General features: G+C 27.8%; 26 protein-coding genes and 1 tRNA gene. 13 read left to right on the top strand and 14 right to left on the bottom strand.

What is annotated here, in order from left to right:
- Positions 1-5: 5 nt before the first annotated feature.
- Both ubiB and ubiE read right to left on the bottom strand, forming a co-directional pair.
- On the bottom strand, positions 6-1,574 hold the full coding sequence (ubiB, locus tag ACTTA8_RS07185) for a 2-polyprenylphenol 6-hydroxylase (RefSeq protein ID WP_440655187.1): 1,569 nt from the start codon (positions 1,572-1,574) through the stop codon (positions 6-8).
- Positions 1,574-2,278, bottom strand: a complete 705-nt coding sequence (gene ubiE, locus ACTTA8_RS07190; protein WP_440655189.1) for a bifunctional demethylmenaquinone methyltransferase/2-methoxy-6-polyprenyl-1,4-benzoquinol methylase UbiE — start codon at positions 2,276-2,278, stop codon at positions 1,574-1,576. The genes ubiB and ubiE overlap by 1 nt, the downstream gene beginning before the upstream one ends.
- Before the next feature lie 29 nt (positions 2,279-2,307).
- Between ubiE and mutM the strand changes: the two genes are divergently transcribed.
- The 4 genes from mutM to dnaN all read left to right on the top strand — a co-directional run bounded on the left by mutM (position 2,308) and on the right by dnaN (position 6,317).
- Complete coding sequence (gene mutM, locus ACTTA8_RS07195; protein ID WP_440655191.1) at positions 2,308-3,171, top strand: bifunctional DNA-formamidopyrimidine glycosylase/DNA-(apurinic or apyrimidinic site) lyase; 864 nt, start codon at positions 2,308-2,310, stop codon at positions 3,169-3,171.
- A 48-nt stretch (positions 3,172-3,219) separates the two neighbouring features.
- Positions 3,220-3,480 (top strand): 30S ribosomal protein S20, encoded by a 261-nt coding sequence (gene rpsT, locus ACTTA8_RS07200; RefSeq protein WP_262590084.1) that lies wholly within the window; start codon positions 3,220-3,222, stop codon positions 3,478-3,480.
- 316 nt (positions 3,481-3,796) lie between these two features.
- The gene (gene dnaA, locus ACTTA8_RS07205) at positions 3,797-5,215 is read left to right on the top strand and encodes a chromosomal replication initiator protein DnaA (protein ID WP_440655192.1); all 1,419 of its coding nucleotides are present in this window, start codon (positions 3,797-3,799) and stop codon (positions 5,213-5,215) included.
- The gene (dnaN, locus tag ACTTA8_RS07210; RefSeq protein ID WP_440655193.1) at positions 5,205-6,317 is read left to right on the top strand and encodes a DNA polymerase III subunit beta; all 1,113 of its coding nucleotides are present in this window, start codon (positions 5,205-5,207) and stop codon (positions 6,315-6,317) included. Before dnaA ends, dnaN begins: the two co-directional genes overlap by 11 nt.
- Here dnaN and ACTTA8_RS07215 read toward each other — a convergent pair.
- From ACTTA8_RS07215 to argH, 4 genes are read right to left on the bottom strand one after another with little or no spacing between them, the layout of a single operon-like run.
- Entirely contained in the window at positions 6,314-7,015 is a 702-nt protein-coding gene (locus ACTTA8_RS07215) for a lysophospholipid acyltransferase family protein (protein WP_440655194.1), read from the bottom strand. The genes dnaN and ACTTA8_RS07215 overlap by 4 nt on opposite strands.
- Before the next feature lie 11 nt (positions 7,016-7,026).
- Entirely contained in the window at positions 7,027-8,241 is a 1,215-nt protein-coding gene (gene lysA, locus ACTTA8_RS07220; RefSeq protein ID WP_440655195.1) for a diaminopimelate decarboxylase, read from the bottom strand.
- Complete coding sequence (locus ACTTA8_RS07225) at positions 8,241-8,372, bottom strand: hypothetical protein (protein WP_440655197.1); 132 nt, start codon at positions 8,370-8,372, stop codon at positions 8,241-8,243. The genes lysA and ACTTA8_RS07225 overlap by 1 nt, the downstream gene beginning before the upstream one ends.
- Positions 8,369-9,760: an argininosuccinate lyase gene (gene argH, locus ACTTA8_RS07230; RefSeq protein WP_440655198.1), complete on the bottom strand. Its 1,392-nt coding sequence runs from the start codon at positions 9,758-9,760 to the stop codon at positions 8,369-8,371. The genes ACTTA8_RS07225 and argH overlap by 4 nt, the downstream gene beginning before the upstream one ends.
- Positions 9,761-9,784: 24 nt before the next feature.
- On the opposite strand from argH, the gene ACTTA8_RS07235 reads away from it, so the two are divergent.
- Positions 9,785-10,294, top strand: coding sequence for a TlpA family protein disulfide reductase (locus tag ACTTA8_RS07235; RefSeq protein WP_440655199.1), 510 nt, complete (start codon positions 9,785-9,787; stop codon positions 10,292-10,294).
- Here ACTTA8_RS07235 and ACTTA8_RS07240 read toward each other — a convergent pair.
- Complete coding sequence (locus ACTTA8_RS07240; protein WP_440655200.1) at positions 10,291-10,494, bottom strand: twin transmembrane helix small protein; 204 nt, start codon at positions 10,492-10,494, stop codon at positions 10,291-10,293. The two genes, ACTTA8_RS07235 and ACTTA8_RS07240, sit on opposite strands and share 4 nt — an antisense overlap.
- Positions 10,495-10,543: 49 nt before the next feature.
- Between ACTTA8_RS07240 and ACTTA8_RS07245 the strand changes: the two genes are divergently transcribed.
- Positions 10,544-11,194, top strand: coding sequence for an alpha/beta hydrolase (locus ACTTA8_RS07245; protein WP_440655202.1), 651 nt, complete (start codon positions 10,544-10,546; stop codon positions 11,192-11,194).
- Between the two features lie 47 nt (positions 11,195-11,241).
- Entirely contained in the window at positions 11,242-11,811 is a 570-nt protein-coding gene (locus ACTTA8_RS07250; protein ID WP_262590094.1) for an HNH endonuclease, read from the top strand.
- Here the strand turns inward: ACTTA8_RS07250 and ACTTA8_RS07255 are convergent.
- Genes ACTTA8_RS07255 through ACTTA8_RS07265 form a run of 3 tightly spaced genes read right to left on the bottom strand, consistent with a single transcriptional unit; the run spans position 11,808 to position 13,405 of the window.
- A complete protein-coding gene (locus ACTTA8_RS07255) occupies positions 11,808-12,341 on the bottom strand; it encodes a demethoxyubiquinone hydroxylase family protein (protein ID WP_440655203.1) in 534 nt (177 codons plus the stop codon). The genes ACTTA8_RS07250 and ACTTA8_RS07255 overlap by 4 nt on opposite strands.
- Positions 12,325-12,807: a disulfide bond formation protein B gene (locus ACTTA8_RS07260; protein WP_440655204.1), complete on the bottom strand. Its 483-nt coding sequence runs from the start codon at positions 12,805-12,807 to the stop codon at positions 12,325-12,327. The genes ACTTA8_RS07255 and ACTTA8_RS07260 overlap by 17 nt, the downstream gene beginning before the upstream one ends.
- Complete coding sequence (locus ACTTA8_RS07265; protein WP_428079200.1) at positions 12,800-13,405, bottom strand: YqaA family protein; 606 nt, start codon at positions 13,403-13,405, stop codon at positions 12,800-12,802. Before ACTTA8_RS07265 ends, ACTTA8_RS07260 begins: the two co-directional genes overlap by 8 nt.
- Before the next feature lie 57 nt (positions 13,406-13,462).
- On the opposite strand from ACTTA8_RS07265, the gene ACTTA8_RS07270 reads away from it, so the two are divergent.
- Positions 13,463-13,547 (top strand) — tRNA-Leu (locus ACTTA8_RS07270).
- 6 nt (positions 13,548-13,553) lie between these two features.
- The gene (locus ACTTA8_RS07275; protein ID WP_440655205.1) at positions 13,554-15,251 is read left to right on the top strand and encodes an AMP-dependent synthetase/ligase; all 1,698 of its coding nucleotides are present in this window, start codon (positions 13,554-13,556) and stop codon (positions 15,249-15,251) included.
- 358 nt (positions 15,252-15,609) lie between these two features.
- Here the strand turns inward: ACTTA8_RS07275 and ACTTA8_RS07280 are convergent, their stop codons facing one another.
- Genes ACTTA8_RS07280 through ACTTA8_RS07295 form a run of 4 tightly spaced genes read right to left on the bottom strand, consistent with a single transcriptional unit; the run spans position 15,610 to position 19,699 of the window.
- Positions 15,610-16,530 (bottom strand): CarD family transcriptional regulator, encoded by a 921-nt coding sequence (locus ACTTA8_RS07280; protein ID WP_440655206.1) that lies wholly within the window; start codon positions 16,528-16,530, stop codon positions 15,610-15,612.
- Positions 16,472-16,798, bottom strand: coding sequence for a ferredoxin FdxA (fdxA, locus tag ACTTA8_RS07285; protein WP_440655207.1), 327 nt, complete (start codon positions 16,796-16,798; stop codon positions 16,472-16,474). Before fdxA ends, ACTTA8_RS07280 begins: the two co-directional genes overlap by 59 nt.
- The gene (locus ACTTA8_RS07290; protein ID WP_440655209.1) at positions 16,795-17,211 is read right to left on the bottom strand and encodes a TerB family tellurite resistance protein; all 417 of its coding nucleotides are present in this window, start codon (positions 17,209-17,211) and stop codon (positions 16,795-16,797) included. The genes fdxA and ACTTA8_RS07290 overlap by 4 nt, the downstream gene beginning before the upstream one ends.
- A 4-nt stretch (positions 17,212-17,215) precedes the next feature.
- Positions 17,216-19,699, bottom strand: coding sequence for a helicase-related protein (locus ACTTA8_RS07295; protein WP_440655210.1), 2,484 nt, complete (start codon positions 19,697-19,699; stop codon positions 17,216-17,218).
- Positions 19,700-19,873: 174 nt separating this feature from the next.
- On the opposite strand from ACTTA8_RS07295, the gene ACTTA8_RS07300 reads away from it, so the two are divergent.
- The 4 genes from ACTTA8_RS07300 (at position 19,874) to ACTTA8_RS07315 (ending at position 26,544) form a co-directional block, all read left to right on the top strand.
- Complete coding sequence (locus ACTTA8_RS07300; RefSeq protein WP_440655211.1) at positions 19,874-21,835, top strand: acetoacetate--CoA ligase; 1,962 nt, start codon at positions 19,874-19,876, stop codon at positions 21,833-21,835.
- Positions 21,836-23,062, top strand: a complete 1,227-nt coding sequence (locus tag ACTTA8_RS07305; protein WP_440655212.1) for a pyridoxal phosphate-dependent aminotransferase — start codon at positions 21,836-21,838, stop codon at positions 23,060-23,062.
- 83 nt (positions 23,063-23,145) lie between these two features.
- Positions 23,146-24,150 carry a TAXI family TRAP transporter solute-binding subunit gene (locus tag ACTTA8_RS07310; RefSeq protein WP_440655213.1) on the top strand — a complete coding sequence of 335 codons (1,005 nt, stop codon included), beginning with the start codon at positions 23,146-23,148 and terminating at the stop codon, positions 24,148-24,150.
- A gap of 72 nt (positions 24,151-24,222) precedes the next feature.
- A complete protein-coding gene (locus tag ACTTA8_RS07315) occupies positions 24,223-26,544 on the top strand; it encodes a TRAP transporter permease (protein WP_440655215.1) in 2,322 nt (773 codons plus the stop codon).

Genomic DNA, 26,544 nt, shown 5'->3' on the forward strand with positions numbered 1-26,544 from the left:
CAGAATTAAAATACTATAAGACCAAAAATTACAAGAAGTAATAAACCAATAATAGATTGGTTTCTAAATGCTATCATTTCAGATTTTTTATCGTTTAAAGCTGTATAAGAATTGGAGTTTTGAGGAATTTGTCCGCTAGCTAAAAATGTTAGAGCTTGATTTGCTTTGTCCATTATTTCAGGTAACTCAGGTAATCTTTTAATTACTTCAGTACTATTTTTAAGTGTTTCGTTAAAATTATTTATAGGATCTTTTGTTTCTCTTAACCAATTTTCAAGAACTGGTTTAGAGGTTGTCCAAATATTAGTGTTAGGATTTAATTTTCTTGCAACACCCTCAACTACAACCATTGTTTTTTGTAACATCAACAATTGAGGTTGAGTTTGCATATTGAATTTTTCTGTAACATCAAAAAGCTGTTTTAATAATTTTCCACCTGAAATATCTTTAACCTCTTGACCAAATATTGGCTCTCCTATTGACCTTAATGCTTGCGCAAGATCATCTATTGGCACATTTTTAGGGACTAATCCTGCTACCAAGTGAACCTCAGCAACTTTTTTATAATCTCTTTGTATAAATCCAAATAAAATTTCAGCTAAAAAACGTTTACTCATTTTGTCTAATCTACCCATTATGCCAAAATCTATTGGAGCTATTTGACCGCTATCATCAATAAATATATTTCCCTGGTGCATATCAGCATGAAAAAAACCATCCCTTACTGCATGTCTTAAAAAATGCTGGATAATATCCTCAGCAATTTTATTAGTATTTAAATTTCTTTTTTTCAGCTCTTCTGTTTCACGAATAGATACTCCATCTATCCAATCTAATGTCATTACATTCTCACTAGTAAAGTTCCAATATATTTCAGGAACTTTGAAACCAGCATCATTTTTTGTATTTTCTGCATATTCATTTGCAGCTGCTGCCTCAAACCTTAAATCCATTTCTAGGTTAGTTATTTCTTTCAACAAAAAAACAACTTCCACAAGTTTTAATCTTTTAGTTTTTTTTAAAAATGACTCAATGATAAATGCAAATAGCATCATCGCATCAATTTCTTCATTAAATATTTTTTTTATGTCTGGTCTTATAATTTTTATTGCTACATCTTTAATTGTACCATTGTCATTTATTTTAGCTTTATGAACTTGCGCTATTGATGCAGCAGCAACTGGCTCACTTAAATCAATAATAGAATTGTAAGCATCATTGCCTAAATCATTTTTAATTATTTCTTTTGCCTGATCAATAGAGAATGGTGGTACACGATCTTGTAATTTTTCCAGCTTTGTAGAAAGTTCTTCTCCTATAATATCAGGTCTAGTAGCTAAAAATTGACCTAATTTTATAAAAGTTGTACCCATCGACTCTAATGATTTCGAAAGTCTTTCACCATCATCTAGCGTATGATGACTCAATTCTTTTTTTTCAAAAGATATTGCTAATAGCTGAAATAAAATTGTGATCCCGACTGGCGGTTTTTTAAATTTAGAGGCAATATCTAAAATATCAGATTTTGCAATCTTTCTTCCTAATTTAAATAAAGTAATTAATTTTCTTAGCATTATATTTTCCAACCACTATGGATAGAAACTATACCACCTGAAAAGTTCCTATAATTACATTTCGTAAAATTATGCTTTTTCATTAAGTCAATTAATTCTTCTTGATTAATAAATTCTTCAATACTTTTTACTAAATATTCATATGGTTTTTTATCGCCAACAATAAATTGACCAATATGAGGAATTATTTTGGAATAGTTTTTATAAACAAAATCTAGGTTAGAGTTTTGAATTTTTGAAAATTCTAAACATAGAAATCTTCCGCCTGGTTTTAATACCCTATAAGCTTCAGATAGAGCTTTATCTAAATTCTTTGTATTTCTAAGGCCAAAACTTATTGTGTAATAATCAAATTCGTTATCTTGAAGTGGAAGTTTCTCAGCAGCAGCATTGATCCATTTTATATTTTTGTATTTAGATAATTTTTGTTTGCCTTGACTAATCATGCCTTTATTTGGGTCTACACAAGTGATCTCTGACATTTGATTTGTATTATTCAAAAATAATTTACCAATATCTCCAGTACCACAAGCAACGTCTATTAATTTTCTATTTGGAGATGGCTTCATAATATTGATTAGACTTTTTTTCCAAAATCTATGAATGCCCAGTGACATGAAATCATTCATCAAGTCGTATTTATTATAAACTTGATCAAAAACACCCTCTACAAGGCCTTTTTTATTTTGAAGATATTGTTGCATAAAAAAATATATATTGAATATAGTGAGAAATGCCAGAATTACCAGAAGTAGAAATTGTTAGACAATCTTTAGACAAAAAAATTAAACAAAAAAGTATTAAAAAAGTAATTATTAGAAATAAAAATCTTAGGTTTCCAGTTCCAAAAAATTTTAGTTCTTTTTTAAAGAATAAAAAAATTATTAAAGTAGATAGATTTTCAAAGTACTTAATATTGAATTTTAAAAGTGGAGAGTTTTGTTTGATACATTTGGGCATGTCTGGAACCATACACATCATTGATAGTAAAAAAAAATTAAAATTTACCAATGCTAGTTTTTATCATTCCCCTATATTACCAAAAAAACATAATCATATTGAATTAATATTTAATTCTTTGAGAGTAATTTATAATGATCCAAGAAGATTTGGTTTTTTTGAGTTAGTAGAAAATAGTGAAAAATTAGAAAATAGATTTAAAAATTTGGGACCAGAACCATTCAATTTAAATTTTAATTTGAATTATGTTTTTAATTACTTCGAAGGAAAGAATAAAAATATTAAAACATTTTTATTAGACCAAAAATTTGTTTCTGGAATTGGGAATATTTATGCAAGTGAAATTTTATTTTTAAGTAAGATTTATCCATTTAAAAAAGCAAGTTTGTTAACTAGAGAAGATTGTAAAAAAATTATTTACTATTCAAAAAAAATTTTATTAAGAGCAATTAAAAAAGGTGGTTCGAGTATTAGAGATTTTAAGGATACACTGGGATCTTCTGGAAACTATCAAAAAGAATTTAAAGTATATCAGCAAGAAGGATTAAGATGTAAAACTATAGGATGTACAGATACTATTCAGAAAAAAATTGTATCAAATAGATCTACTTTCTTTTGTAATTCCTGCCAAAATTAACTAAATATTTAGTTGACCGTTTTCAGTTCTCAAGCTATACCCCTGCGCATGGCAAATACAAAATCAGCTATTAAACGTATAAGACGTATTTCTAAGCAAACAGCAGTGAATAAAGCTAGAAAAAGTAGATTTAGAAATGCATTAAAGAAAATGAACGCTTTAATAGATACCAAAAAGAAAGATGAAGCGTTAAAATTCTTACCTAAATTAAACTCTGAGTTGATGAAAATTGCAAAGACTGGTGTAATTAAAAAACAAAATGCATCAAGAAACGTTTCAAGAATAACTAAAAAGATTGCAGCAATTTAAAAACCTTAAGTTGTTTCAAAGATAAATTTCACACACACATTATATAAGATCTAAATATTTTTAAATTACTATATTTAGATTTAGTAAATCTTTGATCTCATACAATACAATCAATGTTTGATTCAATCTGTATTTGATTCAATCAAAAATTTTATTTTTAAAAAAATTTAAAGTTAATTTAAATATTTATGTCCACAAAAAAAAATGATTGTGACAATTAATTTTACAATTGCAGATTTAATTTTTTTTTAATTTTAAATTTAATACTTGTTGCAAAATTTTTTAAATAGTTCTAACTGAGATCTTCCCTTAACTTATGAATAAATCTTTTAAAAATAAAAATATTAATAATTTTGCTTCAGAAGAGATTGATTGGCAACAAATTCAATCTGAAATGAAGAATAAATTAGGTTTGGAAATTTATGAAAGTTGGTTAAAAAAAATATCATTTCTTGAGGAGCATAATAATTATTTACTTTTATCTGTTCCAACTAGATTTATCAGAGACTGGATTACTTCGAGGTATTTAGACCAAATTCTGAAAATAATTAAATTGTATAAAAAAGATATAATTAGAATTGAATTTAAAATTATTGATCAAAAAGTTGATAAGGATTTAAAAGACTCAACAAATATTGAAAATACCCAAAATGAAAATGTTTCATTTATAAAAGACTCGTACCTTCAGTATAACAGAATAGATCCAAACAAACGATTTGATAACTTTATAACTGGATCTAGCAATAAACTTGCATATGAAGCTTCTTTAAAGGTTACAGAAACTATCTCTCATTATAATCCACTTTATATTTATGGTGGTGTAGGAATGGGGAAAACTCACTTATTAAATTCTATTGGTTTTGAGATGAAGAAAAAAAATAAAGTGATGTTCATTTCAGCGGAACGTTTCATGTATCAGTTTGTAAAATCAATTAAATCAAATGATATGGTTAAGTTTAAAGAATATTTTAGAAATACTGACATTTTATTAATAGATGACATCCAGTTTATTAGCGGCAAAGAAGCAATGCAGGAAGAATTTTTTCATACATTCAATGCTTTGTTAGATAAAGGATCACAAATTATATTATCAGCTGATAGAGCACCTAATAAATTAATGCGTATTCAAGAGAGAATTAAATCCAGATTTTCAGGTGGATTGGTTGTTGACATTCAAAAACCTGATTTAGAATTACGAAAAAAAATAGTTCAAAAAAAAACAGAAGAATTAAACAATTTATATTCAGATCAGCTTCAAGTATCAAAAGATATACAAGATTTTATCAGTAATGAGATCTCAGGAAGTGTTAGAGAATTAGTTGGAGCAGTTAATAGAATAGTATCCTTTTCAAGAATTTATAACAAAGTTCCAAATTTACCTGAAACTAAAGTGGTATTAAAAGATCTTTTAAATATCTCAGAAAATAAAGTAACAATTGACTTAATACAGACTATTGTGTGTAAGTTTTTTAAGATAAGCAAAAATGAAATGCTTTCTTCAAGAAGATCAAGATATCTTGTAAGACCTCGACAGACAGCAATTTACTTAACTAAAATTTTAACTTCAAAATCATTACCAGAAATAGGCAGAGAATTCTCGAATAGAGATCACACAACAATTATCCATTCTGTTAAAACAATTGAGAAAATCAAAGAAAAAGATCCAGAAATGGTAGATAATATCAATAAACTTAAAAATCAGATATTATACAATAACAAAGAAAATGAAATTTAACGTCAACCAACAAGACCTTCAGCAAGCACTAAATTATTGTCAGGGTGTAATTGAAAAGAGAAGCACGTTACCAATTTTATCTAATATTTTATTAGATGCTAGTAATTCTAAATTAACAATTACTGCTACAGATCTTGATTTAATTTTTATACACCAGCTAAATAATGTTGAAATTCTTGAAGAAGGAAAAACAACAACAACCTCGTCAATTATGTATGACATAATCAGAAAATTAACATCAGGAAAAAAAATTAACCTTACTCTTACCGATGTAAGTAAATTACAAGTAGAATCGGAAAAATCTATTTTTAATTTGAATTGTATTAGTGCTACCGAGTTCCCATTAACTGATGAAAATTTTAATGAAAATGAATTTATTATAAAATCAAAACAATTATTGAAGCTTCTAAATAAATGTAAGTTTTCTGTTTCAAATGATGAAACTCGACATTATTTAAGTGGTATTTATTTTCACCAAACTGAAGTTGAAAATAAAAATTATTTAACCGCTGTTGCTACTGACAGTCATAGAATGTCAATTTCAAAAATCAGGCTAGATGAAAAAATTGAATTTGATCCTATTATACTCCCCAAAAAAACAATTTTTCAACTTTGTTCACTTTTAGATAATTATGATGGCGATGTAAAAGTATCAAATCTAAAGTCAAAAATTAAGTTTGAATTGAATAATAGTATTTTAATTTCAAAACTTATTGATGGAAAATTTCCGAATTACATTCAGGTAATTCCTAAAAATAATCAAAAAAAATTAGAAATTGATTTAAAACTTTTTTTAAACTCAGTTGATAGAGTGGCTTCCGTGTCCCTGGATAAAAAAGATGGTGTAAAATTTAATTTATCAAATGATACTCTTAATCTTTCGGTAAATAATACTAATAGTGGAGATGGAAAAGAAACATTAAATGTTAAATTTGATCATGACTTAGAAATAAGTTTTAACTCCAGATATTTGATTGATGTAGCTTCACAATTAGATGGTGATAGAGTTGAAATCTTCTTTAATGATACAGGCTCACCAGCTTTAATAAAAGATCCGGGCGATTTTGATAGTATTTATGTTGTGATGCCAATGAAGGGTTAATTTATTAAATCTAATTCTTCATAGATATTTTTTTCTAGAGTTTTTAAAAATTCATTTTTTTCTAGACCAGCTGAAATAGGTTTCAATATTGATATAGTAATTGTTCTATTACCATTTTTACTACCTTTTTTTGGCCACACATAACCAGAATTTATGGCTACTGGTAAACAATTTATCTTTAATTCTTCATATATTCTAGAGGCTCCTTTTTTAAATGGAGTTCTATCGTCAGGTAATACTCTTGTACCTTGAGGAAAAATAATTAATGGACGATTTGATCGTGATATTGTGTTTGAAATATCGCTAAAAAAACCCAAATTATCTTTAGTTGTTTTATTTCTATTTATTGAAATTGATCCTATTTTCTTTAAATACCAACCAAATATTGGAATTTGAAGAAGCTCTTTCTTTAAAATAAAAACTGGTGAATTAAAAATAGTTTGCAAATAAAAAGTTTCAAACATTGATTGATGAGATGCGGCAATAAAAAATTTATCCTCATTGATTATATTTTCTTCACCTCTGATAAGGATTTTTACTGAAAGGATAAACCTTAAGCAAATACCAGTCCAATAGCCCATTAGTTTGCCACCAATTAAAACAATTTTTCTTGGTAGAAAAAAAGAAGGTAAAAAAATTATAGAAATAAAAATAATTCCAGTAAAAAAAATTATTGAAAATAAAATGTTTCTTATCATTGTCTCAAAAGCTAAATTAAATCTTTATGCTTTTGTCTTTTTCTAATTATTTTTATTTTGTTGTTTTTAATTAATATTTCTAATGGTTTTGTTCTTAAATTATAATTTGAACTTAGTGACATTCCATAAGCACCAACATCACATATTACAACATAGTCCTTTTCTTGAAGTTCCTGAAAGTTTTTAATAGTCACAAACTTGTCTGTACTTTCACATATAGGTCCTACAAATTCATAAGTTTTTTTGGAAACTTTCCCAGATTTAATGACAGGTAAAGTTTTATGAATTGCACCATATAATGCTGGTCTCATTAAATCATTCATTGCCGCGTCTAATATAATGAATTTTTTACTTTCACTATCTTTTATATAAATAACTTTTGTAATCAATGTTCCAGAATTTCCTATTATAGATCTTCCTGGTTCAAATATAATTTTACATTTTTTATTTTTTAAAAATTTTTTAATAGCTAAATTATATTTTTTATAATTAAGTTTTTTATTTTTCTCTGTGTAAGATATTCCCATACCACCACCTAAATCGATGTATTCAAATTCATGAGACGTTTTCTTTAAAATATTATCAACTACTTTAAGCATCTTTTCATAAGGCTTATGATCTAAAATTTGGCTTCCAATATGCACACTTAGGCAATTAAGATCTATATTTTGTGAACTTTTGCAATATTCAATTATTTCATAAAATGTTTTTTCATTTACACCAAATTTATTCTCTTTTTTACCAGTCGAAATTTGGCTTAATGTTTTTGCATCAGTATTAGGATTTAATCTTAAACCAATTTTCACAATTTTATTTTTTCGTCTAGCTACTCTATTTATCTCTACTACTTCACTTCTCGATTCTGCATTTATCAGTAGAATTTTTTTATCTATTGCGTAACTTATTTCATTTGTAGTTTTACCAACTCCTGAAAAGACAATTTTTTTTGGACTAATACCTGCTTTAAGAGCCATCATCATTTCACCAACAGATACTACATCGGCTCCAAAACCAAATTTTGATATCTCATTTATTAAATTTACATTGGTATTTGATTTAACCGCGAAACATATCAATGGTGATGTTGATTTAAAATTTTTTTTGAAATTTAATATATTTTCTTTTAATCTTGAATATGAATAGCAATATGTTGGAGTACCATATTTTTTCGCAATCTTTAGAAAGTTAACTTTATCAATAGATAATTTTTTATTTATGTATTTCATCACACTCTATTTTTAGAGAATAGATTTAAATAAACTTGGTTTTTGTCATCTTTGTATACTGGGTCACCTTTCTTGCCACATGAAAATAACAGTAGCAACATAACCAATGTAAATGTGATTTTTTTTATCATTTTAGTTTCTTATATTTAGTTATCATTTTTTTAATATTTTCAAAAGAAGTTCCCCCAAATGATTTTTTGGAATTTATAGAGTTTTTTAAATTGAAAATTTCCAAAACCTTTTCTGTTAATTTTGGTTCAATTTTTTTAAGTTCATATAAAGTTAATTCGTTTAAATTTCTCTTCCTTTTTTCAGCCATGTTAACAATAGCAGCTGTTTTTTGATATGCTTTTCTAAATGACATATTGTGTTCTCTAACTAAATAATCAGCTAAATCTGTCGCCGTAATATGACCTGTGTTAGCAAGTTCAAGCATTTTCTTTTTATTCGCACTGCAATTTTTTAAAACTTCATCAAATATTTTTAAGCAATTTATTAGAGTGTCATTAGAATTAAAAACCAATTCCTTATCATCCTGTAAATCTTTAAAGTAGGATAGTGGCAAACCTTTTAGTATCGTTAACATAGAAAAAAAATTTCCGTAAGAAGTACCAGTTTTTCCTCTTAGATATTCTAAGAGATCAGGATTCTTTTTTTGAGGCATAATCGAAGAGCCTGTAACAACTTTATCTGATAAGTTAATTAAGTTAAATCCATCTGAATTCCATATAATTAATTCCTCTGCAATTCTAGAAATATGCATTGAACATACTGAAATAGCGTAAAGAAAATCTAGCACAAAGTCTCTATCCGAAACTGTATCTATTGAATTATTAGTTGGTCTTTTAAATCCAAGTTTTTTAGATGTAAAATTTCTATCTATATTAAATGAAGTGCCTGATAGAGCTGCTACACCTAATGGACTTTCATCTAAACAATTTAAATTATTTAAAAATCTTTTCTTATCTCTAGTAAACATTTCTACATAAGCCATTAAATAATGGCCAAATGATATAGCTTGAGCATTTTTAAGATGAGTAAACCCTGGCATGATAGTCTCTATATTTTTTTCAGCTAGTTTAATTGTGCTTTTGATTACTTTATCTATATTATTATTAATATCTTTTGTTGCAGTTTTAATCCAAATTTTAAAATCAGTTATTACCTGATCGTTTCTTGATCTAGCTGTATGAATGTATCCAGCTTCATCACCAATTATTTGAAACAATCTTTTCTCTATATTCATATGAATGTCTTCATATTTTTTATTAAATTCAAATTTTTTGTAAGTTATTTCTTTATAAATTTTATTTAGACCATAAATAATTTTATTTTTTATTTTAAAGGAAATTATCTTTTGTCTAAAAAGCATTTCAACATGTGCAATGGATCCTTGGATGTCTTCTTTGTAAAGTCTCTTGTCTATATCAATAGAATTACCAACTTTTTGAAATAAGTTTGACGCTTCCTTTTGTATTCGCGTGTTCCATATTGCTTGGTTGTTTTTATTTTTTGCCATGATATTTAGTTATACCTAATTAATATGAGAATTTTAGCATTATTTATTTTTTTAATTACAACTGCAGAAGCTAGTGATTTACCAAACATTAAAAATATTGTTATTCATAAAGTTCCAAAAACGTATGAAAATGTATTTTTTTTAAATAAGAAAAATGAAAAAATTAAAATTAATGATTTCAAAGGAAAATTGTTAGTTTTAAATTTTTGGGCTACTTGGTGTCCTCCGTGCAAAGAAGAGATGCCTTCATTAGACAATATGCAAGCAAATTCATCACTTAATAATTTAAAAGTTTTTCCTATTAATATTGGTAAAGAAAAACTAAATAAAGTTGAAGAATTTTTTATGAAATTAGACTTAAAAAATTTGGAACCTTTTTTTGATCCAGAAGTAACTTTAGCTAAAACATTTTCTTTAAGAGGAGTTCCAACATCAATATTTATAAATAAAGAAGGTGAGGAATTTGCAAGGGTTCTTGGTGATATAGACTTTAATGACAAAGATTTTTTAAAGTGGATTGAGAAATATAATTAGTTTTTAAAAAAATATGCGAAAGCTACCAAAACAAGTATAGCCACAAATTGCAGCAGAACTCTAAGCTGCATTAGTTTATTTGAATATTTTTTACTTGTTTCTCCACCTTTAAATAAAGTTCCAATACCTAAAATCAAAACTATTCCAACAGCTATTAAAAGAGCGATAGATAATATTTTAACTAATATTCCAGAAAACATAATATTATTGTAGAGTGTTTTTAAAAATAAAAAACATAATAAATCATCTATGACATTTTGCCTTAATTCAATCATCATCAAGCCAGAAGAAGGAACAGAAATTAAGAATGCGATAATTTTACTTCATGGGTATGGTGGAGATGGAAAAGACATAAGTATGTTAACTTTAAATTGGAAAAGACATCTGCCAAACACTATTTTTATTTGTCCTAACGGACATGAAAAGTGTGCAATTAATCCATCAGGATATCAATGGTTTGATTTAACCAAAGAAGATCCATCTTATATTCTTGAAGAGTCAATTAAAGCTGAAAATGTTATTAAAAAATTTATTGAGGAAGTTAAAACTGAATACAACTTATTAAATCAACAAATTTGTTTATCAGGCTTTAGCCAGGGCTGCATGATGTCTTTGAATGTTGGTCTTACCTCAAATGAAAAATTTTTATGTGTCGTAGGATTTTCAGGGAAAATAATAGATCAAATTAATTTGAAAGATAGAATCAAAAATAGCACAGATACATTACTCATACATGGTGATGTCGACCAAATTGTTCCATCAACACATTTACTTGAAGCTAAAGATTTTTTAATTCGAAATAATATTCCTGTTGAAACGTTGCTAATAAAAAATTGTGACCATCACATTCCTATCGAGGCATCAAGTACAGCATTAAATTATATTTTAAAAAAAATTTAACATCTGATCATATTGATTATGATGCTAAACTAAGTTAATGTTTTAATGTGAACAACTTTATTGAACAAGATGTATCATTAGAAAAATGTCCTGCATTAGTTCTTAATGCTGATTACAGACCTCTAAGCTATTACCCACTATCATTATGGTCATGGCAAGACACTGTGAAATCAGTTTTTCTTGATAGAGTTATAATTGTAAGTCATTACGATAGAACTATCAGAAGCCCTTCATTTAATATGAAGCTACCAAGTGTTATAGCTTTAAAAGACTATATTGTTCCTCAAACGAAACCAAGTTTTACTAGATTTAACGTTTTTTTAAGAGATAAATTCTCTTGTCAATATTGTGGAAGTAATGAGGAACTTACTTTTGATCATTTGCTTCCAAGATCTAAAGGTGGAGAAACAAATTGGGACAATGTTGTTACAGCTTGTTCAGCTTGTAATGTAAAAAAAGGTGGAAAATTATTAAAACATTCAGGAATGAAATTAAATCAATATCCATTCAGACCTTCAACAGAAGATTTACATAAAAATGGTAAGAACTTTCCTCCTAACTTTTTACACAAAAGTTGGATGGATTATTTGTATTGGGATGTTGAATTAGAAACTTAAATTTTTTCAGAAATATTAATTGCAATTTTAGAACCAGTTTTAATTATTTTATCTAAAATACTATAAGGTCCTTTTTTAGTTGCACCCTTTTCATAAGCGATATCTTTATGATTAAGCTCATCTTCTCTAAATTTTGTAATTTTGTTTTTGAGAAATTTTTCATCTTCATCTAATTGATTAATTTGATTTAAGTAGTGTTCATCAATTACTTCCTCTACAGATGCTGTGCATAGCATGGCTGCCTTTTTCCCTAACAAAGTAGAACCAAATCCTAAACCAACACCTAGCAAATCCCACAGTGGTAAAAGTTTTGTAGGAGTAATGTTTCTTTTTTTAATTTCATTTTCAAAGAATTCACTATGTTCCTTTTCATGAATTTTCATATCTTCTATGATTTTTTTCAAATTTTCATCTTTGACAAATGTATTTAAAGCTAACAATTGACCTTCATATATTTTAACTGCTCCACGCTCACCAGCATGATCTACCCTTATAAATTCTTCAATTTTTTTTTTACTTACTTTTGGCATAGTTTAAATAAATTTTTAATGCATTGATTGTAATTAGTATAGAAATTACAATATTATAAGTTGTAAGTGATAATCCAAAAATTTTAAATGTTACATCTTTGCAGCTCACTTTTTGTTTCTGCAATTGTTTTAAAATTTCTTCTTTAGATGTTGCCTCAGAGCCATTTTTTAGGTCACAAACTAGAGACTCCTCGATAAATCCTTGTTCAATACCAAAATGATAAACTGATAAGATAGTAGCCGTTAAAAAAACAATTACCAATAAAACCAAAAATATTTTTTCAAACTGAGAAAATTTATAATTCAAGAGTATAATTACTATTGCAATTACATATGGAATTCTCTCTAAGATACAAAGATTGCATGGTTGATGACCCAAAACATATTCAATAAAGAACGCTGACAATAAAGCAACGAAACTGACAAATAAAATTAGTTTAAGAAACAATGATTTGTTATTAAGCATTAAATTTAAAAATTAAAAATATAATTCCTAATACTATAACTATTAAAATTCCAATTATAGTGAACCATTTTGAACCATGCTTTTCCATGAATTCAGTAAATAAGTCACCAAATTTATAAGATAAATAAGCAACAATAAAAAATCTAAGACTTCTCGAGATTAAACTTACAACAATAAATACAGGTAAACTAAAACCAACAACACCGCTAGCAATAGTAAATGCTTTATAGGGAAGTGGAGTAAATCCTGCTAGAAAAAGAATACTTAGCCAGGCAAAAAAACCTGATCCTTGAGACAAACTTGTCTTCAAATTTTCTACTTTATTTTCATAACCATAAAATTCAATTACATGAATAGCTAAATCATAAAACAAATAACCTAGTAAATATCCAAAAATTCCACCTAAAACTGAAAATAAAGATGCGATTAAAAATATTTTAAAATATTCTTTTTTTTTAGCAATCACCATAGGAATAATCATTACATCTGGGGGTATAGGAAAAAACGAACTTTCAGTGAAGGAAACAATTCCTAAGTACAAATTTGAACTTTTGTGAGCAGCTAAATTTAAACACTTTTTATAAAGACTTTGGAACATTTTTTGGTTTTAATATAATTTTAGTTCTTATACTATTTAATTATAATTTAATTTAATGGGCGAATGGCGGAACTGGTAGACGCGCACGACTCAAAATCGTGTTTCGCAAGAAGTGAGAGTTCGATTCTCTCTTCGCCCACCAAAGTTTATGAATATAAAAAACTATAATAATCTTTTAGAACTATTTTATAATCAGTATACAAAAGAAAAAGCAGATCAAATTTTTCTAAAATCCTTAAAAAATCCAAACGATAAATTTTCTTGGAGAGATACTTATTTGAATATTTTAAAATTAAGCGACGAGCTTAAATCTTTAATTCAAAAAAAAGATAGATGTTTATTAATTTCAGAAAATAGACCTGAATGGATGATATCTGATTTAGCGATAATGTTAGCAGGTGGAATTACCGTGCCAGCCTATACCACTTACACCGAAAGAGATTATGAATATTTAATTGATGATTGTAATCCATCAGTAATAGTTGTCTCAGATCAAGTTCAATATAATAAAATTAAAAATATAATTTCTACAAAGCCATTTATAAAAAAGGTTATCACCTTTGATCAAATTGACAGTCAATCAGATACTATATGTATTAAAGATATTTTTCTAAAGAACAATTGTGAAGAGATCGATTTTTTAAAATTAGAAATTTCAAGAAAAGATGTAGCTTGTATTATTTATACATCAGGAACCCAAGGTAACCCCAAGGGAGTAATGCCCAGCCATGGGGGGATTTTAAGTAATTGTGAAGGTTCTATTTCACTTTTAAAAGAAATAGTATCTTACAAACCTAAATTCTTAACTTGGTTACCATTATCTCATTCTTATGAACACACCGTTCAGTTTGTACAAATAGCAATAGGTGCCGAAGTTTACTACGCAGAAAGTATAGATAAGTTAATTAAAAATATGGGGGAGTGTAGTCCAGATATTATGACAGCTGTTCCAAGATTTTATCAGAATCTGTATCAAAAAATTAATTCAACTTTTAATAAAGCTACTGGTTTTAAAAAATCTCTAATAAACAAAATGCTATATCTAGGAGAAAAAGTACTAACAAATCAAAAACTTACTTTTTTTGAAAAAGTGCAAAATACAATTTGTGAAAAAATAGTTAGAAAAAAAATAAAAGCTCAGTTTGGAGGTTCTTTAAAAGCATTCATTTCTGGAGGAGGTACGCTAGATAAAGAAGTGGGTGTTTTTTTAAATTCGATAGGTTTACCGACTTTGCAAGGGTATGGGTTAACCGAAACTTCCCCAGTTGTAAGTTGCAACCCAATAAAAGATATAAGGATAGATACAGTGGGTCCTGCTTTTAGTGGTAATGAAGTGAAAATTGCTGACGATGGTGAAATTCTGGTTAAAGGTGAAAACGTTATGTTAGGCTATTGGAATAAAAAGGAAGAGACAGAAAAAGTTTTAAAGGATGGCTGGTTATATACTGGAGATATAGGACATTTTGAAAATGGATATTTAAAAATCACTGATAGAAAAAAAGATATTTTAATTACGCCAGGTGGTGACAATATTTCTCCTGTGAAAATTGAAAATGATTTACTTAAGATTGAATTTGTAGAGCAAGCATTAGTTTATGGAGATAACAAACCATATTTAATAGCTATTTTAGTTTTAAATAATAATGAAAGCAATGTATCAGATGAAAACATTTTAAAAGAAATAGAAACAATAAATAAAAACTTATCTAAGATAGAAAAAATTAAAAAGTTTTTTGTAATTAAAGAACAATTTACAATTGAAAATGGATTAATGACACCAACTTTAAAGTTAAAAAGATATAAAATTATTGAAAAGTATAAAAGTGAAATAGAAAAACTTTATTAAATTTCTTTAAATTAAGAGTTTATTTACCGCATAAACATTAACTAAATTAATAAAAAAATTTTTTATAATAAATAAAAAATAAAAAATAATTTTTTTAAAATTCTCTTTCAATTAATGATTTGACATAAGTTGTATAAAAAAATAAAAATAAGTTAACAACGAATCAATTTGATTCGTTAAACTAAAAAGGGAGCTAAAGATGCCTAAGAAAAGAAAAAAAGCGGCAAAGAAAACTAAGAAAAAAGCTAAGAAAAAAGCTAAGAAAAAAGCTAAAAAGGCTAAGAAAAGAAGAAAATAATAACTTAGTATTCTTTACAAAAAACGCTTCTCATAACTTTTTGTGTGAGAGGCGTTTTTTTTATTCGTCTAAAGGTTCGTCAGTTTCAGAAATAGGTTCTTCGACAGGTAAATCAGCAGTTGGAGTTTTAGGAGTAGTGCTAATCGCTTGTGTTTGTCCACCTACATTTCTCTTTAATGCTTTATCCAATTTTTTTTGAGTGTCTTCTGGTGATAAATTTAAAATTATCTGAAATTCTGACTGCATTCTTTCATAAGCTTTTTCAAAAAGTTGTCTTTCACTATAAGATTGATCAACCATAAGATCATCACCTTTGTTTAGATCTCTTACAACTTCAGCCAATTCATAAATTTTACCTGATGAAATTTTTGCCTCATATTCTTGTGCTCTTCTACTCCACATTGATCTTTTGATTTTTGGCTTACTTTTTAAAATAGAAATACATTTGTTTACTTGATTAATTGTTGCTAAAGGCCTTAGGTGAGACTGTTTGTTAACGGGTACCATACCATTAGCTTTATCTTTTTCAAATTTGATAACGTATGTTTCAACATCAATACCACCGATATTTATTTTTTTAAATTCTGTAATCTGACCAACACCATGTTTTGGATAAACAACATAATCTTTAATTTTAAATTCTCTTTTTTCAGTTTCTTGTTTTTTGACTTTTTTTATCTCAGGTTTAACTTCATTAGTTTTTGATATTCTTAAATTATCTACTTTCGGTTCATCTGGCGTTTCAGTAATTTTTGAAACTTTTTTTATTTTAGATGATTTATTTGGAATTTTTTTTAATACTTTTTTAGCTTTTTTTACTACTACTTTTTTAGTTTTTTTAGTTTTAGATTTTACAACTTTTTTAACTTTAGTTACTTTTTTCTTTTTAACTTTTTTTGCCATTTCTTTATCAGATTTGCCTTTAAAGATTTTCTTTAAAATACTTTTCGTACTTATTTTGCTCATTCTTAAATTTTTCATGATCCGCAGGGGGATCTTTTCTCTCACTTATGTTAGGCCAGATTTCTGAATATTTTTTATTGATCTCTAACCATTTTTCGCTTCCAGGTTCTGTATCTGCTTTTATAGCATCAACGGGGCACTCTGGCTCACAAACGCCACAATCTATACACTCATCCGGTTTAATTACAAGCATATTTTTACCTTCATAAAAACAATCAACCGGACAAACGTCTACACAATCAGTAAGTTTACACTTAATACAATTATCGTTTACAATATAAGTCACTCTTTACTTTCCTCTTTTATTCTATGCTTAATATCCCCCATAGTTTTACTGTCAATATATAAAAGTCCCGCTAATCTTCTCATGAGATTTGTTTCATACATATCAGCATCTCCATTAGAATAAATAATTGACCAAAGAGCCTCCACTATTTTAATTTTATCTTTTTCAGGTAAATTTTTAATTTCTCTAGTGAAGTCTAAAATTTGGTTTGAATTTTCCTCAATTTTTTTTGCATCTTGGATGGTTTTTATGATTTTTTCATTTTCAAGGCCCAACTCTAGAAGTGTTTTTTTAATTATTTCCTCTTCTTTGTCAGTATAATTTTCATCTATTTTTGCAGCATTGATCAATAAAGCACAAACTTTTACTATAAATTTATTCTCTTCTTTTTTATCTGTCTTTTTAAAAAACATAAAATTAACCTAACTTGAGATTTTTAAGAACTTTAAATGGATTTTCATTTGAAACTTTTTTATTCTGTATTTTTATTTTTTTAAATTTTTTAACTGGATTATATTTAAAAAACATTTCTTGTTCTTTCTCATAAGTTTTATAACCCATTTTTTGTAATAATTTTTTAAAGTTCTCTTTGCTACATCCTAAAAGATTTAACATTTCAGGTATCATTTTTATTTCACTATTTTCTTTTGAGGTAGCATTAATTATTTGTACAAAGAGTCTTTCAAGAATATCTATTCTTACAAATAGATTATCAAATTTTTCAAACCCGCATAGAAGCATGAAGTTTTTATTTTGAGAATCCTTATCTTCTAAAAAATTTAATCCAAAAGTTGGCGGTTTTAAATTATAGAATTTTTGATGAAAATTTTTCCACAATAAGGTTCTTAAAGATACAGCATCTGGTTTTATAAGTTGATAAAGGAACACATGATATCTTCCAAATTTTACACCCAATTCTCTAAGTACTTTTCTATCTATTTGTTCAAGATTTTTTAAATAATCAGAAACTTGTTCTCTTTTTAAAACACCATTATTTTCATAAAGCTGATAAGCCAAAGCTTTAATTGAAGATTTATCCTCTTTAATGTTTTTTAAATCAATTAAACTTTTCAAGACATTGCTTATTTTAGAGTTTAGCCATTTTTGAATAAAATCATTTAGTTTTTGTTTTGGATTTTGTTCAATGATGTCATCAACAACCAAAGTAAAATTAGGACTTAAATAATCATTTCCTGGTAAAAGTCTAGCAATTGGAAATTCATTCCAATATATTTTAAAGTCCTCCTTTAAATCTATTAATCCTGTGTCTATAATTGATTGAATTCTTTTATCAAACTCAGGCCCAATTGATTGTCTAGCAGCTTTTTTTAATGACTTGATATCAGTTTCCAGAGAGCCTTTTTTTAAATCTAATTCTAATTTCAAACCTTTGATCTTACCAATAAACTGATCATCTATTTTAACGTCATTGTTCTGTAATATTTCAGTTTTGAATTCCATGTCTTGTTTTAAACCTCTTGCAAGTATACTTGCCCTTTTGTCGATAAAAGTCTTGGTAAGTTCTTCATGAAGTCTGTCAGAAAGTCTATCTTCTAAATGTTTTGTTTTTTCTATCCAATAATTTTGATTTTCTACCCAATTATTTTTATTTGAAACATAAGACCAAGTTCTTACATTTGCAATTCTATTTGATAAAGAATCTACATTTCCCTCTAATTTATCAAGTTTCATGAGCTGTAATCTCATGTAATCTTCTGAAATTAGACCTTTTTCACTGTTTAAAAATTTAAAAACGTTTCTGATCACTTCATAATGATTACCGTAGGTTTTTTTAACAAAATCAGGTATTTGACAACATTCCCATAACAATTTGAGAGTTCTTTCGTTAAATTCTAAATTATTTTTTTCATCTTTTATAAAATATTTTAGCGCTCTTTCATCCTCACATTCATGAACTTTTCTTAACCATTCCATCGAAGGTCTTTCTTCAAGACTTTTAATCAGTGAATTTGGGTTATTGAAATTAAGATCAGAATTTCTCCAGAATAAAGTTCTTATTTCTTCAAATTTATGTCCTTCAATTAATTCTACTTCTTCAGGTGAAATTTCTTTACAATCACCAGTTATTCCAAATCCACCATCATTTAAATATCTTCCAGCTCTTCCTGCTATTTGACCTATTTCAGATAAATTTAATTTTCTTAATTTTTTTCCATCAAATTTTTTAAGATTTGAAAAATATACATAATCTAGATCCATATTTATTCCCATTCCAATAGCGTCAGTGGCTACTAAGAAATCAACATCTCCAGATTGGTAAAGTTCTACTTGAGCATTTCTCGTTTTAGGACTTAATGAACCCATAACTATAGCTGCCCCACCCTTTTGTCTTCTTATTAATTCTGCTATTGCATAAACTTCCTCCGATGAAAAAGCTATGATTGCAGTTTTTCTATTTATTCTTGATATTTTTTTATGTCCGGCATAAGAGAGTTTTGACAATCTATCTCTATTAATAAATTCTAAATCCTCGTTTAATTTAGATATGATGTTTTTAATAGTACTAGAACCCATTAGCATCGTAAGTTTTTCACCTCTTAAATTTAATAGTCTATCTGTGAATATGTGACCTCTTTCATGATCTGCACACATTTGAATTTCATCTATGCCTACAAATTCTAAATGTTTTTCAATAGGCATTGATTCGACTGTGCATAAATAATATTTTGCGTTTGTAGGAATTATTTTTTCTTCACCAGTTATTAAAGCAACTTTGTCTATACTAATTTCTTTTATTACTTTATCGTAAACCTCTCTTGCTAATAATCTTAATGGGAACCCAATCATTCCGTTGTCAAAAGATAGCATTGTGTCAATTGCAAGATGAGTTTTACCCGTGTTTGTTGGACCAAGAACAGCTGTGATTTTATTTTTAGGCATTTCTATCTTTGGTGTATATTTTTTTTTACCTACCAGATATTGTTAGTGCTAAAGAACAAAAATAGACTAAAACATGACCGAATCGGAGGGTAAAAAGTTCTCATTTTTATATTAATATTAATGAGAATATCATAATTGAGATTAATTCTATAATAGTAATTTAATAAAATAAAAATGACCAATAAACTTTGGGAAGCATCTTTAAAAGAGAAAAAAAATTCAAATCTTTATGCTTTTGAGAAATTTATTTCAAAAAAAATCAAAAAAAAATTTAATTTAAATTACAAAACTTTTTTAAATTGGTCTGTTAAAAATTCTCCTGAGTTTTGGAATTATTTTTGGGAATTTTCAGAAATTAAAGGATTGAAAAGTAAAAAAAAAATTAAAAAATCTAAAATATTTTATAAAAATTTATTCTTACCTGGAAGTAAGTTAAATTTTGGTGAGAATTTATTGTCAAAAAATAATGATGATAAGGCGGTCACTTTTATAAGTGAAAATGGCTTTAGAGAAGAAAAATCTTGGAGAGAATTAAATTTAAATACAGGCAAAATTATAAAGTTTTTAAAGGAAATTAAAATTAAAAAAGGAGACAGAGTTGCAGCTTATATGCCTAATACTATCGAGACAGTTGAGGCGTTTATAGCAGCAAGTACTATAGGAAGCATTTGGTCATCATGCAGTCCTGATTTTGGTATTAAAGGTGTTGTTGAAAGATTTTCTCAAATCAATCCAAAAGTTTTGTTCATTACAGACCAGTATTTTTACAATGGGAAAAAAATTAATGTATTAGAGAGATTATCTGAAATTTTAAAATCTATTCCGTCAATTAAAAATGTTGTGATTGTTAATTATCCTGGAAAAAAATATGTCACTAATAAAAGTAAATATAAGAAAATAAATTTAATTAAATGGCGTGAGATTATTCATAATCAATCTGAAAAAATAAATTTTAAAAAGTATGATTTCGAAAGTGAGTTGGCTATTTTATATTCAAGTGGAACAACTGGTAAACCAAAGTGTATTTGCCACAGAACTGGCGGAGTTCTTCTTCAGCATAAGAAAGAACACCAATTACATTGTGATATAAAGGAAAATGATAATGTGTTTTATTTTACCACTTGTGGTTGGATGATGTGGAATTGGTTAGTAAGCTCGTTAGCTTCAAAGGCATCAATAGTACTTTTTGATGGTTCTCCAATGTATAAATCAAGTGATTTACTTTTAAAAATAGCACAAAGAGAAAAAATTACTTTGTTTGGAATTAGCGCTAAATATATTGATGCTCTAAGAAAATTAGAACCTAATCTTAAATTTAAATATAAACTTCAAAAATTAAAAACAATATGTTCAACAGGTTCTCCTTTATCAAGTGAAGGTTTTAAATATGTTTATAAAAATATTAAAAAGAAAGTTCATCTCTCATCAATTTCAGGTGGTACAGATATTGTGTCGTGTTTTGTTTTAGGAAATATATATCAGCCAGTAAATATTGGTGAAATACAAAATTCCGGTTTAGGTTTAGAAGTCGATGTCTTTAATGGTAGAGGCAAATCTTTAAAAAATTCCAAAGGTGAACTTGTTTGTAAAAATCCATTTCCATCAATGCCTCTCAAATTTTGGAATGATAAAAATGACATAAAATTTAAAAAAGCTTACTTCAATAGATATAAAAATACTTGGCATCATGGTGATTATGCAGAAAGAAAAAATACTGGTGGTTTTATTATACATGGAAGATCTGACACTACCCTTAATCCAGGAGGTGTAAGACTTGGTACTGCTGAAATATATTCTGAGGTTGAAAAGTTTAAAGAAATTAAAGAAGCACTAGTAGTTGGTCAATCTTGGGATAATGATATAAGAATAATTCTTTTCGTTGTAATGAGTAATGAATACATACTTAATGATTCTTTACTTAATAGAATAAAAACTCAAATAAAAATAAATGCATCACCAAGACATGTCCCTAGTAAAGTAATTGTTGTAAAAGATATTCCAAGAACCAAAAGTGGTAAAATTGTTGAGCTTGCAGTTAAAAGCACTATAGAAGGAAGTGTTGTTAAAAATAAAGAAGCTTTAGCAAACCCAGAAGTATTAAAACAATACAAAAATTTGAAACAGTTAAGTTATTAAATGTTAAAAAATATAGTTAAAGATTTAAAACCATCTTCTACGCTAGCAATTAATGAAGCTTCAAAAAAACTTGAAGATGAAGGAAAAAAAATATTCAAATTTGGTTTTGGACAATCACCCTTTAAAGTTCCGCAAGACGTAGTAGAGGAGCTTAAAAATAATGCGTATCAAAACAAATATTTACCGATGCAGGGTCTCTCAGAACTAAGACAGTCTGTTGCAAAATACACATCCAAAAAAAAAAATTATGAATATAATTCTGAAAATGTCATCATAGGACCAGGCTCAAAAGAGTTAATGTTTTTACTTCATGTAATATTCGACGGCGAAATTATATTGCCTGCACCTAGTTGGGTTTCTTACGCGCCACAAGCAATATTAGGAAGAAACAAAATTCAAATTTTACAAACAAAAAGAGAAAATAATTGGTTCCCTACAGCTCAAGAAATAGAGCAAGTAATATTAAAAGATAAAAATAAAAATTATTTATTATTTTTAAATTCCCCTAATAATCCTTCAGGGCAAGTTTGTGAAAATTTGGAAGAGATTTCTAATGTTGCAAATAAACATAATCTTATAATTTTATCTGATGAGATATATTCAGAACTGACTTTTACAAAAAATTATAAGTCTATTTCAAATATTTGTCCTGAAAAAACAATTATCAGTACCGGTCTAAGTAAATGGTGTGGAGCTGGTGGTTGGAGATTGGGATATTTTATTGTTCCCGAGAGCTTAAATGATATAAAAAACATGATTAATGTTTTGGCCAGCGAAACCTTTTCAGCAGTAAGCGCGCCTATACAATATGCTGCAATAAAAGCTTATGAAAACAATCATAGCGAATACATTAATAAATCTAAAAATATTTTAAAAGCTGTCGGTAATTATGTTTATCAAAATTTAAAATCAAACAAAATTTTAATTAATGAACCTCAAGGAGGTTTCTATTTAATGCCTGAATTTTTAAATTCTAAATTTAAAACTTCATCAGAAATGTGTGAAAATATTTTAAAAGAAACAGGTGTTGCATTATTGCCTGGATCTGATTTTGGATTTCATGAAAGTAAAATGTTAGCAAGATTAAGTTTTACCGACTTTGATGGAGAAAAGTTTATGAATAGCATTAAAGAGGATCAGTCTATTGATCTTGATATAATTAAAAAGTTAGCACCAATGATTGTAGAAGGTGTTGATAATTTAAAAAAATGGTCAGAAAATCTTTAAAATCAGCCTGTACATCCATTGTAATTTTTTGGTAAGATTAACTTATAAAAATAACGACATACAATTATAGAGAGGGGAACATAATGAAAAAAATAATTGCATCTCTATCAAGTGCTTTACTGATTTTATTTGCATCACTGTCATTAACTACAGTTGCTAAATCAGCTGAGTTCTTCACGATAGGAACTGGCGGACCTACTGGAGTATATTTCCAAACAGGTAACGCTATATGTAAAATGCTTCATAAATCAGCAATTAGTGCTGAGCACGGTAGAAAAAAAGGTACAGCTAAAGCGTATAGATGTACTGCTCCATCGACAGGTGGTTCAAACTACAATATTGGACAAATAGCAGCTGGAGAATTTCAATTTGGTGTAGCTCAATCTGACTGGCAATATCACGCAGTGAATGGTTCAAGCAAATGGGAAGGAAAACAGTTTAGTGATTTGAGAGCTGTGTTTTCAGTTCACAACGAACCTTTTCAAATTTGGGCTAGAAAAAAAGCAAGAATTAAAGATTTTGCAGACTTAGAGGGTAAAGTAGTAAATATTGGTAACCCTGGTTCTGGTCAGAGAGGAACCATGGAAGAGCTAATGAAAGCTATGGGTGTTGATAATAGTTTCTTTAAATCAACAACAGAGTTAACTTCTTCAGAGCAAGTGAAAGCTTTATGTGATGGTAAAATTGATGCATTTGGTTATTCGGTAGGATTTCCAAATGGTGCAATGGAACAAGCAGCAACTTGTGCAGCTAAAGCATCTCCAATCAATTTGACTGGACCAGAAGTTCAAGGCTTAATTGATGGTGCTGATTATTATGCGCAGGCTGTAATTCCTAAAGGCACTTATACAAAACAGAAAAAAGATGCTACTACATTTGGTGTTAAAGCAACTGTGGTAACTTCGGCAGATGTTTCTGAAGAATTAGTATACTTAGTTACAAAAGCAGTTTTTGAAAACTTTGATGATTTCAAAAAACAACATCCAGCATTTGGATTTTTGGAAAAGAAAAACATGATTAAAGATGGTTTATCTGCTCCACTACATCCTGGTGCAATTAAATATTATAAAGAAGCTGGATTAATGTAATCTAAGTTTTTTACTTTTTAAAAGGCCTGGTAATTTTTACCGGGCCTTTTTTTTATGGTATGAATATTTCTTATGAGTGATTCAATTAGTGCCAATATAAAAAATAAAATAAGCGAGGATTTATCACCAACTAGAAACATTACTGGATTTCATTTAAAGGTAGTATCTGCAATAGCTATCATTTGGTCCTTATTTCAACTTTGGTACGCATCACCATTTCCATTTATGTTGAATATTGGAATGTTCAAAGGTTTACCGGCTAGAGCAATACATTTAGGATTTGCATTAACTTTAGCATTTTTAATTTACCCAGTAGCAAAAGGAAAAAAAATTTCATTTTTTGATATTATTATAAGTTTTGTAGGTGCTTTTTCTTGTCTCTATATTTATTTTTTTTATGATCAACTAGTAGAGAGGGGTGGTGTCCTTTTAAGTTTGGAAATCACTGATACATTTAATTTTCCAGTAGAATTAATTTTAGGAGGATGTGGTATTTTAATTCTTTTAGAGGCCACAAGAAGAGCAATTGGATTACCTTTGGTAATCATTGCAACTTGTTTTTTATTATTTTCATATTTTGGAAGGTATGCCCCAGAAATAATATCTCATGGAGGCTTGTCTTTAAATAGATTGGTAGGATTTCAATGGTTGGATCAAGAGGCAATATTTGGAATCCCTATTGGGGTTTCCGTAGATTTTATTTTTCTGTTCGTTTTATTTGGTGCCTTACTTGAAACAGCAGGTGGTGGTAAATATTTTTTAGATTTAGCTTTTGCGATGGTTGGTAAAATGAGAGGTGGACCAGCCAAAGCCGCAATTCTAGGTTCAGGAATGACTGGCTTAATTTCAGGATCATCAATTGCTAATACCGTAACTACTGGAACATTTACTATTCCAATAATGAAAAAAACAGGTTTCTCTAAAGAAAAGGCAGGTGCGATTGAGGTTTCATCATCTGTAAATGGACAAATAATGCCGCCTGTGATGGGTGCCGCAGCATTTGTAATGGCAAGTTTTATTGGGGTTACTTATTTTGAAATAGTTAAACATGCTTTTTTACCTGCAATTATTTCCTATATTGCTCTGTTTTATATATCTCACCTAGAAGCTTTAAAATTAAATCTGAAAGGAATGGACGATGCGGATGTTCCAAATTTGAAAAAGACATTTTTATCTGGAATTCACTTTTTAATTCCTATTTTTGTTTTAATTTATACTCTTGTTTATTTAAGGTTTACTGCCTCGTATTCAATTTTTTATGCAACAATTACTTTAATTTTAGTCAATCTAATCAACTTAATAATTAAAAATAATTATTCTAAAGACTCTTTTAAAGAATGGTTTAATCAAACAATCATTGGTTTTGAAAAAGGAGCATTAAATATGGTTGCAGTTGGCATTGCAATTGCTACAGCTGGCATCATAGTAGGTGCAGTTGGCTCAACAGGCTTAAGTACAAACTTAATTATTGTTATCGAATCTATTGCTAAAGATAACGTCACAATACTATTATTTTTAACTATAATTTTGTGTTTATTATTAGGAATGGGTTTACCAACCACTGCAAATTATGTTGTAGTTGCATCTTTGATGGCAACTGTTTTAGTTGATGTTGGAAATGCATCTGGATTTATTTTTCCATTGATTGCAGTCCATTTATTTGTTTTTTATTTTGGATTGATGGCAGATGTAACGCCGCCAGTAGGTTTAGCTTCTTATGCAGCTGCGGGAATATCTGGAGGAGATCCATTAAGAACTGGAGTTCAAGCCTTCTGGTATAGTTTAAGAACAGGAATATTACCAATAGTCTTTTTGTTTAATCATGAACTTTTACTTATTGGTATTGAGAATATCTGGCATGGGCTTATTGTTATTATAACTTCACTAATCGGAATTTTAGTTTTTACATCAGCAACTCAAGGTTGGTTTGTAAATAGACTTAAATGGTATGAGATAATTATTTTTTTAATCATTTCTATTTCTTTATTGTCTCCAGATTTTGTTCTAAATAAATTTTACCCAAAATATAATTATCAAGAAATTAATAAAATCAATTCATTAAAATTTGATTCAAAAAAAAAAATTCAAATTAAAGTAACAAGACCCAGTTTATATGGAGAAAGATATAAACTTTTTGTAATATCAAAAAATACCTTTGAAGATCATTTTACTCTAGAGGATTATGGGATTACTTTATTGGTGCAAGATGAAAAAATAATTGTTGATAATTTAAAATGGAATGGAGAGGCAAAAAAAAATGGTTTTGAAATGGGTGATTATATTAGTGAATTCAAAATTGAAAACTTTGATAGACCATCGAAAAATATAGTTTATCCAATCGCTTTAATTTTATTAGTTATTTGTGGATATTTTAATATCAGAAGAAAAGAATAA

Source organism: Candidatus Pelagibacter sp. HIMB1506 (assembly GCF_052047935.1).
Taxonomy (GTDB): Bacteria; Pseudomonadota; Alphaproteobacteria; order Pelagibacterales; family Pelagibacteraceae; genus Pelagibacter.

Coding starts and splice junctions, on each gene's coding strand:
- ACTTA8_RS07290 (WP_440655209.1), bottom strand. CDS start 17,211: ATGTTTTTTAAAAAGACAGATAAAAAAGAAGAGAATAAATTTATAGTA.
- ACTTA8_RS07310 (WP_440655213.1), top strand. CDS start 23,146: ATGAAAAAAATAATTGCATCTCTATCAAGTGCTTTACTGATTTTATTT.
- lysA (WP_440655195.1), bottom strand. CDS start 8,241: ATGAAATACATAAATAAAAAATTATCTATTGATAAAGTTAACTTTCTA.
- ACTTA8_RS07295 (WP_440655210.1), bottom strand. CDS start 19,699: ATGCCTAAAAATAAAATCACAGCTGTTCTTGGTCCAACAAACACGGGT.
- rpsT (WP_262590084.1), top strand. CDS start 3,220: ATGGCAAATACAAAATCAGCTATTAAACGTATAAGACGTATTTCTAAG.
- ACTTA8_RS07300 (WP_440655211.1), top strand. CDS start 19,874: ATGACCAATAAACTTTGGGAAGCATCTTTAAAAGAGAAAAAAAATTCA.
- ACTTA8_RS07225 (WP_440655197.1), bottom strand. CDS start 8,372: ATGATAAAAAAAATCACATTTACATTGGTTATGTTGCTACTGTTATTT.
- ubiB (WP_440655187.1), bottom strand. CDS start 1,574: ATGCTAAGAAAATTAATTACTTTATTTAAATTAGGAAGAAAGATTGCA.
- ACTTA8_RS07275 (WP_440655205.1), top strand. CDS start 13,554: ATGAATATAAAAAACTATAATAATCTTTTAGAACTATTTTATAATCAG.
- argH (WP_440655198.1), bottom strand. CDS start 9,760: ATGGCAAAAAATAAAAACAACCAAGCAATATGGAACACGCGAATACAA.
- ACTTA8_RS07245 (WP_440655202.1), top strand. CDS start 10,544: ATGACATTTTGCCTTAATTCAATCATCATCAAGCCAGAAGAAGGAACA.
- dnaA (WP_440655192.1), top strand. CDS start 3,797: ATGAATAAATCTTTTAAAAATAAAAATATTAATAATTTTGCTTCAGAA.
- ACTTA8_RS07280 (WP_440655206.1), bottom strand. CDS start 16,530: ATGAAAAATTTAAGAATGAGCAAAATAAGTACGAAAAGTATTTTAAAG.
- ACTTA8_RS07235 (WP_440655199.1), top strand. CDS start 9,785: ATGAGAATTTTAGCATTATTTATTTTTTTAATTACAACTGCAGAAGCT.
- ACTTA8_RS07315 (WP_440655215.1), top strand. CDS start 24,223: ATGAGTGATTCAATTAGTGCCAATATAAAAAATAAAATAAGCGAGGAT.
- ACTTA8_RS07305 (WP_440655212.1), top strand. CDS start 21,836: ATGTTAAAAAATATAGTTAAAGATTTAAAACCATCTTCTACGCTAGCA.
- ACTTA8_RS07215 (WP_440655194.1), bottom strand. CDS start 7,015: ATGATAAGAAACATTTTATTTTCAATAATTTTTTTTACTGGAATTATT.
- ACTTA8_RS07255 (WP_440655203.1), bottom strand. CDS start 12,341: ATGCCAAAAGTAAGTAAAAAAAAAATTGAAGAATTTATAAGGGTAGAT.
- dnaN (WP_440655193.1), top strand. CDS start 5,205: ATGAAATTTAACGTCAACCAACAAGACCTTCAGCAAGCACTAAATTAT.
- mutM (WP_440655191.1), top strand. CDS start 2,308: ATGCCAGAATTACCAGAAGTAGAAATTGTTAGACAATCTTTAGACAAA.
- ACTTA8_RS07260 (WP_440655204.1), bottom strand. CDS start 12,807: ATGCTTAATAACAAATCATTGTTTCTTAAACTAATTTTATTTGTCAGT.
- ACTTA8_RS07265 (WP_428079200.1), bottom strand. CDS start 13,405: ATGTTCCAAAGTCTTTATAAAAAGTGTTTAAATTTAGCTGCTCACAAA.
- ubiE (WP_440655189.1), bottom strand. CDS start 2,278: ATGCAACAATATCTTCAAAATAAAAAAGGCCTTGTAGAGGGTGTTTTT.
- ACTTA8_RS07240 (WP_440655200.1), bottom strand. CDS start 10,494: ATGTTTTCTGGAATATTAGTTAAAATATTATCTATCGCTCTTTTAATA.